The organism is Pseudomonas sp. SLFW, assembly GCF_009905615.1.
Taxonomy (GTDB): Bacteria; Pseudomonadota; Gammaproteobacteria; order Pseudomonadales; family Pseudomonadaceae; genus Aquipseudomonas; species Aquipseudomonas bambusae.
On the sequence record NZ_JAAAKW010000010.1, the window covers coordinates 159791 to 173829 of the forward strand.

The window sequence follows — 14039 nt, forward strand, 5'->3', positions numbered from 1 at the left end:
TTCGGGGCATGAGTTTCACGTCGTTGCATTGGGGCGCTTATCGCCCGCGTGTTGTGAATGGACGGCTCGACGCGATGGAGCCGGTGTCGTGGGATGCCGATCCGTCGCCCATCGGCGATTCGATTCCGGGGGCCATCGATTCGCCCACACGGATTCGTCGCCCGGCGATACGCCGCAGTTTTCTGGAGCGCTTCGGCGATCACCCGGCATTGCGCAGTCCGCATTTGCGAGGGCAGGAAGGGTTCGTCGAAGTGCCGTGGGAAACGGCGCTGGAACTGGTCGCCAGCGAGCTCTCCCGAGTCAAGGGCGAGCACGGCAACCGGGCGATTTTCGGTGGCAGCTACGGTTGGGGCAGCGCCGGACGTTTTCATCATGCGCAAAGCCAGCTGCACCGCTTCCTCAATGGGTTTGGCGGCTACGTGTACAGCGTTGACAGCTACAGCCTCGGCGCCGGTCGGGTGCTGATGCCTCACATCGTCGGCAATATGGATTGGCTGCTGGCGGCGCACACCTCCTGGCAGAACCTGGCGCAGCATTGCGAGCTGTTCGTGGCCTTTGGCGGGCTGCCGGTCAAGAACGCCCAATGCAGCCCCGGTGGCGCCAGCGATCATTTGGTCGAGGGCGGGATTCAGCGGATGTCCGAGGCCGGGGTGAGGTTCGTGAACGTCAGCCCGCTGCGAGACGATCTGGTCGGCCCTCGACACAACGAGTGGCTGGCTGTTCGGCCAGGGAGTGACACGGCGCTGATGATGGCGCTGTGCTGGGTGCTGGTCGACGAGGGTCTGCACCACGAAGACTTTTTACAGCGTTACACCGTGGGGCACGAACGCTTCATCGAGTACCTCCAAGGCCGCGTAGACGGCATCGCCAAAACCCCGAAGTGGGCGGCCGCGCTGACTGACATACCCGCGTCGCGCATTACCACGATGGCACGAGAGATGGCCAGCAAACGCACGATGATCAACATCGCCTATTCGCTGCAACGTTCGGTGCACGGCGAGCAGCCCTTCTGGATGACCGTGACCCTCGCCGCGATGCTGGGGCAGATCGGCCTGCCGGGCGGCGGATTCGGGTTGGGTTACGGCTGCATGAACAACACCGGCAGTGGGCGCAAGGCGTTTTCAGGCCCGCGCTTTTCTCAAGGCGTGAACCCGGTGAAGGATTTCATTCCCGTGGCGCGGGTCACTGACATGCTGCTCAACCCCGGCGCGCCCTTCGACTACAACGGCCAGCGGCTGCACTACCCCGATATTCGGCTGGTGTACTGGGCCGGGGGTAACATCTTCCATCACCATCAGGATTTGAACCGGTTGCTGGAAGCCTGGGAGCGTCCGGAAACCATCATCGTCCACGAACAGTACTGGACCGCTCAGGCCAAATACGCTGACATCGTGCTGCCCGCCACGACGGCGCTGGAGCGCGATGACATTGGCAGCGCGGCATCTGACCGCTACATGATTGCCATGAAGCAAGCCATCGAGCCGGTGGGCGAGTCGCGGGACGATTATTCGATTCTGGCGGACCTCTCCCGACGTCTGGATTTCGAGAGCGTCTTCACCGAAGGGCGCGATGCGGGTCAATGGCTGCGCTTTATCTACGACGAATCCCACCAGCGGGCCAACAGCTTTGGCATCGCGCTCCCGGATTACGATCAGTTCTGGCGCGACGGGCTGTTCGAGATCGACTACCCACCCAGCGATACCGTGCTGCTTCAGGCGTTTCGTGAGGACCCGGTGGCCAATCGATTGCCGACGCCATCGGGCAGGATCGAAATCTTCAGCGAGCGGATTGCAGGCTTTGGCTACGCCGACTGCCCGGGCCACCCGGTCTGGCTCGACACGCCACCCAAGACGTTCCCGTTGCACCTGTTGTCAAACCAGCCGAAAACCCGCCTGCACAGCCAGTACGACCATGGTAGCTACAGTCAGGCGTCGAAAGTGCAGGGGCGGGAACCGCTGACCCTCAATCGCCAGGATGCCCGGGCGCGCGGCATTTCCGAGGGTGATGTGGTCAAGGTCTGGAATGAGCGTGGGGCGTTTCTGGCGGGGGTGATTGTGTCCGACGACATTCGAACCGGCGTGGTGCAAATCGCCACGGGGGCCTGGTACGACCCGCTGAACAAGGCCCAGCCCCGATGCCTGGAAAAACACGGCAACCCCAATGTCGTGACCGAAGACATCGGGTCGTCGAGCCTGTCGCAAGGCTGCGCAGCGCAGACCGCCTCGGTAGAGATTGAAAAATGGGTGGGGGCGGTACCGGAAATCACAGCTTTCGAGCCGCCGGTGATGGTGGTGTAGAGGGTTGGGAGCCTCCATAGCAGCCCGGCGTGTCGGCAGTGTGACCGCCGCTATTGCCAGCACGCCGGGCTGGTACCGGGAGGCTTCAAGTCCGCTGATTCAACCGCCCCGCAAACACCGCCTTCCCGACCCCCTGCAACACCACATCATTCTGTGGCGTGTGCACCCGGCCGCACACGACGTTGCGGTAGTGCCGTTGCAGCGGGTTGCTGCGGGACAGGCCGGGATTGCCGGTGGCTTCGATGGCCAATTCCACCGCGCGGATCGCGTTGGCGGTCACCAGGTATTTGATCTGAGGCGCATGGCTGGCAGGTGTCAAGCCATGGGTTGCGGCGTCAATCAGGGTTCGGTTGGCGAACAGCAGCGTGTCGATGTGGCCCACGGCTTCCTGAAACCGGGGCAGGGTCGACAATGAGGCGCCGAGGTTCGACGGCGTGCGGGTCTCCAGAAAATCCACCAGCCAGTCCCGCGCCGATTGCGCAATGCCGTCGTAAACCGACGACAACAGCACCGACATCCACAGTAGACCCGAGGCGTCCAGTTCCGGTTGCGCCAGGCGCGCAAGGCTCACATTGACCGCCTGATCCAACGGCACCAGCACGTCCTCGAACACCACTTCATGACTGCACGTGGCACGCATGCCCAGATGGTCCCAATCCTCGACGATGCGCACGCCGGGGCTGTCCTTGCGCACCAGCCAGACGCCCACCAGCGGATCGTCGTCGTCACTGCGCGCCCAGACGTTGAACCAGGTCAGGCCGTGACTGCCGGTCGAGTAAATCTTCCGCCCGTTGAGCCGCCAGCCTTCCGCCGTACGGTGAGCTGTCGTGGCGGGAAGACCGCCTCGCGAGGGTGAGCCGAGGTCCGGTTCGACACGCAGCGCGTTGAGCAGCGCGCCGTTTTTCACCGCGTCCAGCCCCACGTGCCGACGCAGGTGCTCCGGCCAGTTGGGCGTCAGTTGCAGTCGCGCATGTTGCAGGTATTGCATCACCAGAATCAGCGCGGTGGACGGTTCACCGCGGGCCACGGCACTGATGACCTGTTGCGCCTGCTTGAGGTCCGCGCCGCCGCCGCCCAGCGATTGGGGAACGGTCAGGCCGAGCAGCTTGTGCTCATGCAGCAGGCGAAAATTGTCATGGGGAAACTCACCACTGTCGTCGTAATGCTCAGCGGTTTCGGCCAGACGCTGAGTGATGCCGCGCAAGCGTTCAACGAACGCTTCATCGGACTCGACCTCTGTCACGATGGCTTGGCGATTCACCCCCGCGTTCATGCCGATGCCTGCGCGGTTGCTTGCGAGACGGGCTGCGAGGCGTCTTCCCGCGCCGCCGTGTAGCGGTTCACCGGGAACTCAAGCCCGAAATGTTCGCGCAGGGTTGAGCCTGTGTACTCGGTGCGTTGCAGGCCTCGTTGTTGCAGCACGGGGATCACCAGCTCCGTGAAATATTTCAGGCCGTCTGGCAGCAGCGAATTAATGATGAAACCGTCGCTAGCGCCATTCTCGAACCAATGCTGAATCTGATCGGCGACCTGTTCCGGCGTGCCGACGAACTCACGACGCGGCCGGGAGAAATCCAGCGCCACTTGGCGCAATGTCAGGTTGTGTTCCCGCGCCTGTTGCTTGATGCGATCCGAACCGCCTTTCTGGCTGTTGGAGCCCAAATCGCCCAAGTCGGGGAACGGCGCGTCCAAGGGGTATTGCGTGAAGTCGTGATCGTTGAACGGGCGACCCAGCGCAACGATGGCGTCTTCGATGCTCACCAGTTCCACGGCCTGTTGATAGCGGCGCTCCACCTCGTCGGCATCGCGGCCAACGATCGGGCGAATGCCGGGCAGGATCGACAGGTCATCGGGGTTGCGACCGAAGCCTTTGGCGCGACGCATGAGGTCGGCGTAGTAGGCTTTTGATTCTTCGAACGACTCGGCATGGACGAAGATTGCGTCGGAATATTCCGCTGCGAAGTTACGGCCATCCTCCGAGGTTCCCGCCTGAAACAGCACCGGCTGACCTTGGCGTGAGCGAGCGATATTCAGCGGGCCTTTGACCTGGAAAAACTCACCCTGGTGGTTCAGCGGGTGCAGCTTGTCGCGGTCGAAGAATTCGCCCGTTTGTTTGTCGCGGGTGAAGGCGTCGTCCTCCCACGAGTCCCACAGCCCCTTGACCGTCGAGACGTGTTCCTTGGCGATGCGGTAGCGCACGGCGTGAGGAGGGTGTTCGCTTTTGCTGAAGTTTTCCGCCGTGCCACTGAGCCACGACGTGACGATGTTCCAGCCTGCACGGCCGCCGCTGATGTGGTCCAGCGACGAGAACTGCCGCGCCACCTGAAACGGCTCGGTGTAGCTGACAGTGACGGTTGCCACCAGGCCGATTTTCGAGGTGGTCGCTGCCAGCGCTGAGAGGATGGTCAGCGGCTCGAAACGGTTGAGGTAATGGGGGCTGGATTTCTCGTGAATGTGCAGGCTGTCGGCGATGAACACGAAGTCGAATTTCGCGTCTTCGGCCAGTTGCGCCTGCCCCTTGTACCACTGGAAGTTGGTGCTCGCGTCGGCCTGCGCATCCGGGTGGCGCCATTCGCCCCAGCCATGACCGACGCCGTGGACCATCGCGCCGAATTTGAGTTGACGGGGTGTGCTCATGAGGTGCTCTCCTGGAGTCGGTCGCTTAGCGCGCAGCCTGGGAATCGGTTTTCTCGGCAGCCTGCTCGGCGGCGAGGCGGATGGCGTTGAAGCCAGGATCGAAGCCGTTGGAGACATCGACGTGTTTATTCAGAATGCCTTCGCGCTCATAGATGTTGGCGGTGTTTTGCAGGCCCTTGATCACGCTGTCATCAATGCTGACGCGCTCCATCTTGGTGTCCTGGTTGACGGCCAGATGCACTTCGACGGGCAGGCCGGTGACCTTGGTCTGGGCGGCTGCGTATTCCTTCGGATGGGCGTTGACCCAGCGGTAGGCGCGGTCCAGACGCACGACGAAATCGTCCAGTTGTTCACGTTTCTCGGTGATCGCCTTGCTGGTGGCGGCGAGGTAGGAATGGTTGGTCAGTAGGTCCGGGCCATTGGGCAGGATGCGTGCACCGCTCTGGGTGGCGACCGTGGTATACGGCGCCCAAGTGGCCCATGCATCAGCGTCGCCGTTGTCGAGGATCAGTCGCGATTCGCTTGGCAACAGGAAGACAAATTTGACGTCGCTGGTTTCCAGGCCTGCTTCGTTGAGCGCGCGAATCGCCAGGTAATGCCCGATCGAACCGCGCCCGGTGACGATGCGCTTGCCCTTGAGGTCGGCGACGGATTTGACCGGCGAGTCGTTACGGACGATCAGCGCCGTGGTGTAGCGCCCGTCGACGTGGGTAATGCTGATCACCTTCAGCGGACCCCCTGCGCCGAGTGCGAAGACATACGGCGCATCGCCCAGCGCACCCACGTCCACCGCGCCCGCATTCAGCGCTTCACCCAATGGCGAGGCGGACGGGAATTCGGAGAATTTGATGTCGTAGGGCACGTCCTTCAGCTCGCCGGAGACCTCCAGCAGCACCTTCAATGCCGATTTCTGATTGGCGACCAAGAGCGGTTGCAGGGCTTCGGCGGCCTGGCTGTATTGGCCGAACGACAGCGTCAGCAGCGCGCCCAACAGGAGCTTTTTGACGCGCAGCGATTTGAGAATGGGGGCGGACATGAAGCGTGTCTCCAGGCTTGGAAAAAGGTTTGGGCCTCCGCCTGGAAAGGGGTCGGCTTTCAGGGTTATGACCTTAAGCCTATAAGAAACGCATTAGAAGTATTTTTTGGTTATATGCTAATTATGTATTTGGTTAATTTTGGTGGTTTTTAATATTAATTTATTGCATTTAGTGGCTTGAAGGACATACGGCCTCATGAGCGTACCCACGCACTGCGTGGGTACGATCGTCAAGGCGTCTTAAATCGGAAAGCTCGGTTTAAATCACATTAAACCCATGCGTCCCATCCCGACCCAACTGCTCCACCAGTCCGAATTCCCAATCCAGGTAGGCTTGCATCGCTTCACGCGGCGCGTCGGTGCCTTCATAGGGGCGGCGATAGCGGTCGATGCGGGGGGAGGCGAGGTGGGTTTCACCGCTCTCCAGCTCGAAGCCGGCCTTCACCCAGCTGGCCGTGCCGTCCTTGAGCAGGAACACGGGCTTGCCGGTCAGCGCTTCGACTTCCGGCACGGCCAGGCGCGCCAGCTTGCTGCTGCCACAGGTCAGCACGTATTGCTCGGCCGCAGGGATTTTGCGCAGTGCGCTGGACAGGTCGGCGCGCAAGGTCCACCAAGCGCCCGGAATGTGCTGCTTCACGTAATTGGCGCTGGCGGTGAAATCCAGCACGGCGACGCTGCCGTGTGCCTGCCATTGGCGCAGGGTGTCGGGGCTGATCTCCTCGACCTGCCACGGCGTCGGGATCGGCGCGTTCCAAGGGCCTTTCTCGCTGAAGTCCTGAGGGCGCAGATCGTCGAGCACGACCACTTCCCAACCCAGCTGAGCCAGCCACGACGCCGACATGTTGGCCCTGACGCCGTCGTCGTCGACCAGCACGATCCTTGCGCCCCGCACGCTGGCGTAATGATCGGTTTCCTGCACCAACTGGCCACCCGGCGTCGAGCGTGCGCCCGGCAAGTGCCCGGCCTCGTATTCTTCTGGGGTGCGCACGTCGAACAGGTACGTTGTGCGAGCTGCTTCGGTTCGCCAGGCGTTCAGGTCAGAGCGTTTGCCGCGCTTCACACCCGCTTTGTCGGCCACTTTGCGGGCATCCTCGCGAGCGGCGGACAGCGTGTTGTCACTGACCTCGGCAAAGCGGCGCGACTGACCGTGATCCAGAGTTTGCCCCGCCAGTAACCAGCCGATAGTGCCGTTGCGCAGGGCTGAAACCGGGTTTGGCAGGCCTGCATTCACCAGCGATTGCGTGCCGATGATGCTGCGCGTGCGCCCGGCGCAGTTCACGATGATGCGGGTCTTCGGGTCCGGCGCCAGTTCGCGGGCGCGCAACACCAGCTCGGCACCCGGAACGCTGACGCCGGTGGGAATGCTCATGGTCTGGTATTCGTCATAGCGGCGGGCATCGAGCACCACCACGTCGGCTTTGCTGTCGAGCAGGGCTTTCACTTCCTCGGCGGCGAGCGACGGCGTATGACGATGGTGCTCGACCAGTTCGCCAAACGCTTTGCTCGGCACGTTAACGTCGATGAACAGTTCGCCGCCCGCGTCGCGCCAGCCTTGCAAACCACCTTCGAGCAGCCTTACGTCGGTGTAGCCAAGATCCCACAGCCGGGTGAGGGCAGGCTGAACCAGGCCCTCGCCGTTGTCATACAGGGTGATTGCGGTGTCGCGGCGCGGGATGCGCGACAGCACCTCCAGCTCCAGTTTCGACAGCGGGATGTTCGCCGCAAACAGGGGGTGAGCTTCGGCAAAAGGCGCTTCTTCGCGCACGTCCACCAGAGCGACTTCTTCCTTATTCAGCAGTGCGTTGCGAATGTCGGCAAATGATCGGGTGTTTTGAGTCATTGGGCGTGGTTCTCTTTGGACAGGTCCCAGATGTTCGGGAGATAGGCATTCGAATAGCCGGAAATGAACAGTTTTTCGCTGCCGTCCGGTTGATAGACGGCACGCTTCACCGCGCCGATGTTGGCGCCGTACACGTGAATGCTGATCGACACTTGATCGTCGAAGGCGTTACTGACCTGATGAATGTCATTGCTGCGCGGAGACAGCGCTTCGACGTGGCCGGGTTCAAGGCGAATGGCCGGGCCTTCCTGTTCCAGTCGGCCTTCGGCGCTGCGGGCGAACCCTTGTGAGAACTCTGCGCCGCGCAACATGCCGATCAGGCCCCAGACACGATGGTCGTGAATGGGCGTGGTCTGACCCGGTCCCCAGACAAAACTGACGATGGAAAAGCGCTGGCGTGAGTCGGCGTGCAGCAAAAACTGTTGGTAGCGGGTCGGATCGGGAATCGCGTATTCGTCCGGCAACCAGTCGTCGTGGCGCACGAGTTGGCCCAGCAGTTTTCCGCCACGATGCAGCAGATCGCCCTCGCGGGGATTGCTGTCGATCAGTTCGGCCAGAGCGCCAATGAATTCCCGCAGGCGTTCGGGGTGTCGGGGTTGAGTCATGTGCGCTCCAGAACAGATTTGGTCAGCCAATATAAGCATAATGCTGCGGTGTAATATGCTATTTATTGATGATTAGGTTATAACGAAAAAGCATTTGATAACCCCCGGGCAGGTTGTCGGGCTATCCATGTGTTGCGTTTGGAATTATGCTTTTTGCCTATCTTGTCCCTTTTTTTCATGTGCGAACCGAATGAAAATTGATGATATCGACGCCTTCGTGGCGGTGATTCGCTGCCAGTCGATCAGCCACGCAGCTGAGTCGCTGGACCTGACGCAACCCGCGATCACGCGCCGGGTGCAGAATTTCGAGCAGGCGCTGGGGGTCGAGCTGTTTGACCGTAACACCAAGCCACTCAAGCCGACGGCCATGGGTTTGCAGGTGTATCAGAAATGCCTGGCGATCCTGCGGGAAATGGATTCGTTGCGTGAACTCGTCGCCAGCGACACCCCGCCCAGCGGCCTGCTGCGGCTGGGTGTGCCGCAGACCATTGGCGATGTCGTGCTGCTCGATGCCCTCAAGCACCTGCGCGGGCAATTTCCCGACTTGCGCGCGCAGGTCGTCACAGGCTGGGGCAGCCATCTGATCGGCAAGATCGAGAACGGTGAGCTGGATGCCGCCGCCGCGCTGTTCCCGGCCGGCAAGATTTTCCCGGAAGGCATCATCGGCGAATCCATCGGCAAGATGGAGCTGGTGGTGGTCTGCGCCAGGGAGCGTCAGCCGAAAAAGCCGATCAAACTGGCCGAATGTTATGACCAAGGCTTTGTGCTCAATCCGGACGGTTGCGGTTTTCGTGCGGGGTTGCAGCGCACGCTGGCCGATCAGGGGTTGGGTCTCAAGGTCAATCTGGAGACGTTCGGCACTGAGCTGCAATTGGGGCTGGTGGCCGATGGAATGGGATTGGGGCTCGTGCCGCGTCCTTTGTTCGAACGCAGCGCCCATCACGATCAACTGGCGGTCGTGCCGCTCAAGGACTTCAAACCGGTGATGGACCTGTGGTTGATGTACCCGCGCTTCCTCGGGAATCTACAGGCACCGGTGGCCTCGTTCGGAAGTCTGGTGGCCGAAGCCTTGAAGGAGGCGCGTGAAGCGGCCTGACCTCTTCACGATAAGAAATAAAAAAACTTGATAATTAGCTTAGAAGAAAATGTGCTTTTTAAACATTTTCCAACGCGCTTAGGCTCCCTTGATACGTCTATTCAAGACCCACAGGGAGTCATGCATGAGCAATGTCAGTTCTTTGCCCGTTCCAGCCAACGCCAGCAGCGTACGGGATCGGGTCAGTCCCGAAGAGTGGGAGGTGCGGGTCAAACTCGCAGCGGCCTATCGCATCGCGGCGCTCAAGCGCTGGACCGATCACATCTACACGCATTTCTCGGCACGGGTGCCAGGGCCTGACGAGCACTTTCTGATCAATCCCTTCGGCTTGCTGTTCGACGAAATCACCGCGTCGAATCTGGTAAAAGTCGACATCGACGGCACCATTGTCGATGACCCAACAGGCCTCGGCATCAACCACGCAGGCTACGTGATCCACAGCGCCATTCACGCCGCGCGCCCGGACCTGCAAGCGGTGTTGCATACCCACACCCGTGACGGCATTGCGGTATCAGCGCAAAAAAATGGCTTGTTGCTGATCTCTCAGCATGCCTTGTCGTTCTCCGGGCGTGTGGCCTATCACGGCTACGAGGGCATCGCTCAGGACCTGGGCGAGCGTGAGCGGCTGGTGGCGGATCTGGGCGACAAGAGCGTGATGATCCTGAGAAATCACGGCTTGCTCACGGCGGGTATCAGCGTCGAGCACGCGTTCAAGCAACTGCACAATCTGGAATACGCCTGCAATATTCAGATGGCGGCGCAGGCTGCGGGCAACGCCGAGCTGATTTTTCCGCCAGAAGAGGTGGTGAAGAAGGTCGAGGAGCAGGCCAGGGTATTCCAGGACGGGAACGGGCCCGGCGTGGCCCGGCATTGGAATGCGTTGATCCGCGAGCTGGATCGGCACGGGACGGCCTATAAGGAATAAGAAGGGTTCAGCGCAAAGGGTCCTCCTGTGGGAGCGAATTCATTCGCGAAAAGGTCGTACGGCCGATGGATATGTGCCGAATGTACAACCCCCTCGCGAATGAATTCGCTCCCACAGAGGGGTATGCGATGTGGAACCTACGCCACCTTTTCCTGCTTCTCCTGCTCCCGCTTGGCCACCAACTCCCGGGTCAGCGGGATGAGCTTCTTGCCGTAATCAATCGCGTCTTCCAGCGGATCAAACCCGCGAATCAGGAAGGTGGTAATCCCCAGGTCGTAATAATCGAGCAGCGCCTCGGCGACCTGTTCGGCGGTGCCCACCAGCGAGGTCGAGTTGCCCTTGGCGCCCAGCAGCCCGGCAATCCCGGTCCACAGGCGTTTGTCCAGTCGCGCTCCTTGCGCAGCCGCCGCCAACAAGCGCTTCGAGCCTTCGTTCGCCGGTTCGCGGCGCTGAATCCCTGCCGCCTGAGCCTGCGCTTTTGCGCGTTCCAGAATGCTGTCCGCACGTGCCCAGGCCTTTTCCTCGGTCTCGGCCAGAATCGGCCTCAGCGAGAGGCTGAAACGCACCGTCCGCCCGTGCTTCGCCGCCTCGGCCCGGACATGTCTGACGATATCCCTGACCTGCTCATAGGTTTCTCCCCACAGCGCGTACACGTCGGCGTGCCTGCCTGCGACCTCGATCGCCGCTTGGGATGCGCCGCCGAAATACAGCGGGATGTGTGGCTGTTGTGGCGACTTGACCAGCGAATGCGCCCCCTCGAACTGGTAATACGTACCGTGATGGTCGAAGGGCTTTTCCGCTGTCCACTCCTGACGCACGACACTCAAATATTCGTCAGTGCGGGCGTAACGCTCATCCTTGCCAATGAAGCTGCCATCGGCGCGCAGCTCCTTGTCGTCGCCACCGGTGATGATGTGCACCGCCGTGCGGCCACCGTTGAACACGTCCAGCGTCGCGAATTGTCGGGCTGCCACGGTGGGGGAGATGAAGCCTGGCCGGTGGGCGATGAGAAATTTCAGTTTCGTGGTCACGCTGGCGGCGTAGGACGCAATGAAGGCGCTGTCCGGGCTGTTGGAGTGATAGGCCACGAGCGCTCTGTCAAACCCGGCGTCTTCATGGGCGCGCGCGACTTTTTCGACGTACTCCGGCTGAACGGTCTGACCGCTGCGTGGGTGAATTTCCGAGAACGGCTGGGTGGCGATGTAACCGATGAATTCGACGCTCATGGGCGATTCCTTATCCTTGTAGAAAAGACGGGCGCGCGTGCAATCGCGCGAGGCCAGTCAGCAACATAGGGGGAGCCGAGGGCCCTGTGAAATTCGATTTGGCGCTAAGCTAATTATAAAAATAATGCATCACTCATTTTATAAAAATCAAAAAAGCTGAGCATTAGCTTATTTCCAATCGACATTTCACCCCGGTTTTTTATGCGCTTACGATGATCCTTATCGGGCGGACTTATTGGGTCCGCTTTCTTTTGAAGCTGCCGTGCAAGGATGTCGTTCAATGGTGTTTAACCGCTGGAGTCTGGGCCGTCGAGGGCTCGCGTTATTGTTGTCGTGTGCCGTGCTGGCGGGATGTGGTGACGGAGGAAACAAACCGGCGGCGGTGTCGGATGCGGTGGATTGGTCGAAGGTCAAACTGATTCTGGGGGATCAGGCCAAGGGGCTGCGCACCGTGGTCGAGGCGTCGAAGGCGTTCGACGGCGTTCCGTATCAAGTGGAATGGGCCAACTTCCAGGGCGCCGCGCCGCTGTTCGAAGCCTTGCGCGCCGGGGCCGTGGACCTCGCACCCGCTGGCGACACGCCCGTGCTGGCCGCCGCAACAGGGGGTACGCCACTGCGCATCGTCGCCGTGCGTCGAGGCCAATCGCGTAGCATCGGGATTCTGGTTCCGCCGGATTCGGACATTAAAACCGTGGCCGACCTGAAAGGTCGCAGCGTGTCGATTTCATCGGCGCGGGGCAGCATTTCTCAATACTTGCTGATTCGTGCGCTTGAAAACGCCGGGGTCAAGGAATCGGACGTGAACATCGGGTTCGTGATGCCCACCGACGCGTTGTCGGCCTTTCATGCGGGCAAGATCGACGCGTGGGCGACGTTCGGCATCTATCAGGCCTTCGCGGAAGAAAACGGTGCGCGGCTGTTGCTGAGCGGGGAGGGTATCAACACCGGACTGACGTTTATCACCGCGTCGGATAAGGCGCTGGCGGACAAGGTGAAGCGCCAGGCCCTCAATGATGTGCTCCAGCGACTGGCCAAGGCGTTCGAATGGGCCAAGGCGAATCCTGAGCAGTATGCGCAGGTGTTCTCGACCGCCAACAATGTGCCGTTGCCGGTGTCGCAGCGTTTGCAGAGTTGGGGCGTCGAGTCGTTGCAGCCGGTGGAGGCGTCGGATGTGACGGCCCTGCAGGGCGTCGATGATCTGTTCGTTGCGAAGAAGATCTTTCCGCAGGCGGTGCAAGTGTCAGGGCTGGTGGACCGGGAGGTGTTTCCGAATGCCCATGGCGTCTTGCTGAAATAGGTGTTCGATGCTCAGCTCTGTAGGAGCGAATTCATTTGCGAATCGGTTTTCCAGACGATGCATTTCCATCGGATGTACCGGCCTCTCGCGAATGAATTCGCTCACAGTAAAGATCGGCGTTTCCTGAAAGAGCAGCGCCGACCCAACACTCAGATCAGTGCCGCGACCCTTCCTGCCCCATCGCCAGCAGTTGCTTTTCCTGATCCCAGTCGAACGGTTCTTCGTTCTCCTCGGCCTCGAAACGGCGTTCTTCCAGCGCGGTGTACAGGTCGATTTCGTCGTCGGGCATGAAGTGCAGGCAGTCGCCGCCGAAGTACCAGAGCAGGTCGCGAGGCACCAGATGGGCGATTTGCGGGTAGCGCTGGATCACCTGGCACAGCAGGTCTTGGCCCAGGTATTGGCTTTCGATCGGCTCAACCGGCAGCAGGCCGAGCAATTCGTCATAGCGTTCGATGAACAGTGCATGACTTTCTTCGGGCACTTGTTCGGCTTCACCGAGCGCGACCAGAATGCCGCGCAGGTGCGTCAGCAGGTTGAGAGTGCGGTCGAGATTGGCGTCGGCCATGATGAAGTCCTCAGAGACAAAAACAGGCGCGGGAGTATAGTTCCCCGAACCCGTGACCGATACCCCGGAGGACTGGTGGTCAGTGGTCGACGCGTAAAGGTGGGGTTACCTCAATGCCATAAACCGGCGAGATAGCGATGCCCGGCCTCGGTCAAGGCCAGATGGGCGTAGGTGTGATCAGGGCTGGGTTGGCGCGTGACGAAGCCGATGAGCAGAAGGGTTTGCAGGGTCTGGGTGGGTTTGCCGCTGTGAAGGTCCTCCCCCGAGGCGATTTCAGCAAGCAGGCAGCGATGAGTCATGCGATGGTCGATCATGATGCGTCCCCTTGGTGTTTTCTTGTTGTTACCGGGGAGTGTAGGACAGGGATTGAAGATATGCAGGCTAGAGCGGTGGATTAGATGATTTGGAATGGGGCCTGCCTGCTAAGGATGAGCTGTAAGAGTGAGCTTGCTCGCGATGACGGTGGGTCAGCTCCACTAATGGAGCCTGACAAACAGCATCGCGAGCAAGCTCAC

At 60.8% G+C, this 14039-nt stretch carries 12 protein-coding genes; 4 read left to right on the plus strand and 8 right to left on the minus strand.

Annotated features, from left to right (window positions below; genetic code table 11):
* The first annotated feature begins 8 nt into the window (after positions 1-8).
* Positions 9-2297, plus strand: coding sequence for a molybdopterin guanine dinucleotide-containing S/N-oxide reductase (locus GVN17_RS18690; RefSeq protein WP_166596734.1), 2289 nt, complete (start codon positions 9-11; stop codon positions 2295-2297).
* 85 nt (positions 2298-2382) lie between these two features.
* On the opposite strand, the gene GVN17_RS18695 is transcribed toward GVN17_RS18690, so the two are convergent.
* The 5 genes from GVN17_RS18695 to GVN17_RS18715 form a co-directional block, all read right to left on the minus strand.
* A complete protein-coding gene (locus tag GVN17_RS18695) occupies positions 2383-3570 on the minus strand; it encodes an acyl-CoA dehydrogenase family protein (protein ID WP_166596735.1) in 1188 nt (395 codons plus the stop codon).
* Positions 3567-4934: an LLM class flavin-dependent oxidoreductase gene (locus tag GVN17_RS18700; RefSeq protein ID WP_166596736.1), complete on the minus strand. Its 1368-nt coding sequence runs from the start codon at positions 4932-4934 to the stop codon at positions 3567-3569. The genes GVN17_RS18695 and GVN17_RS18700 overlap by 4 nt, the downstream gene beginning before the upstream one ends.
* Before the next feature lie 25 nt (positions 4935-4959).
* Complete coding sequence (locus GVN17_RS18705; RefSeq protein WP_166596737.1) at positions 4960-5970, minus strand: ABC transporter substrate-binding protein; 1011 nt, start codon at positions 5968-5970, stop codon at positions 4960-4962.
* Between the two features lie 259 nt (positions 5971-6229).
* Positions 6230-7810 (minus strand): rhodanese-related sulfurtransferase, encoded by a 1581-nt coding sequence (locus GVN17_RS18710; protein ID WP_166596738.1) that lies wholly within the window; start codon positions 7808-7810, stop codon positions 6230-6232.
* Positions 7807-8415: a cysteine dioxygenase gene (locus GVN17_RS18715; protein ID WP_166596739.1), complete on the minus strand. Its 609-nt coding sequence runs from the start codon at positions 8413-8415 to the stop codon at positions 7807-7809. Before GVN17_RS18715 ends, GVN17_RS18710 begins: the two co-directional genes overlap by 4 nt.
* A 190-nt stretch (positions 8416-8605) precedes the next feature.
* Between GVN17_RS18715 and GVN17_RS18720 the strand changes: the two genes are divergently transcribed.
* Together GVN17_RS18720 and GVN17_RS18725 are read left to right on the plus strand one after the other, a co-directional pair.
* Positions 8606-9511, plus strand: a complete 906-nt coding sequence (locus GVN17_RS18720) for a LysR family transcriptional regulator (protein WP_166596740.1) — start codon at positions 8606-8608, stop codon at positions 9509-9511.
* A 124-nt stretch (positions 9512-9635) separates the two neighbouring features.
* A complete protein-coding gene (locus GVN17_RS18725) occupies positions 9636-10436 on the plus strand; it encodes a class II aldolase/adducin family protein (protein ID WP_166596741.1) in 801 nt (266 codons plus the stop codon).
* Between the two features lie 137 nt (positions 10437-10573).
* Here the strand turns inward: GVN17_RS18725 and GVN17_RS18730 are convergent, their stop codons facing one another.
* Positions 10574-11662: an LLM class flavin-dependent oxidoreductase gene (locus tag GVN17_RS18730; protein ID WP_166596742.1), complete on the minus strand. Its 1089-nt coding sequence runs from the start codon at positions 11660-11662 to the stop codon at positions 10574-10576.
* Between the two features lie 280 nt (positions 11663-11942).
* Here GVN17_RS18730 and GVN17_RS18735 point away from each other — a divergent pair, with 280 nt between their 5' ends.
* On the plus strand, positions 11943-12959 hold the full coding sequence (locus tag GVN17_RS18735; RefSeq protein WP_166596743.1) for an ABC transporter substrate-binding protein: 1017 nt from the start codon (positions 11943-11945) through the stop codon (positions 12957-12959).
* A 154-nt stretch (positions 12960-13113) separates the two neighbouring features.
* Here the strand turns inward: GVN17_RS18735 and GVN17_RS18740 are convergent, their stop codons facing one another.
* Entirely contained in the window at positions 13114-13524 is a 411-nt protein-coding gene (locus tag GVN17_RS18740; protein ID WP_166596744.1) for a PA2817 family protein, read from the minus strand.
* Between the two features lie 110 nt (positions 13525-13634).
* Complete coding sequence (locus tag GVN17_RS18745; protein ID WP_166596745.1) at positions 13635-13838, minus strand: hypothetical protein; 204 nt, start codon at positions 13836-13838, stop codon at positions 13635-13637.
* Positions 13839-14039 lie beyond the last annotated feature (201 nt).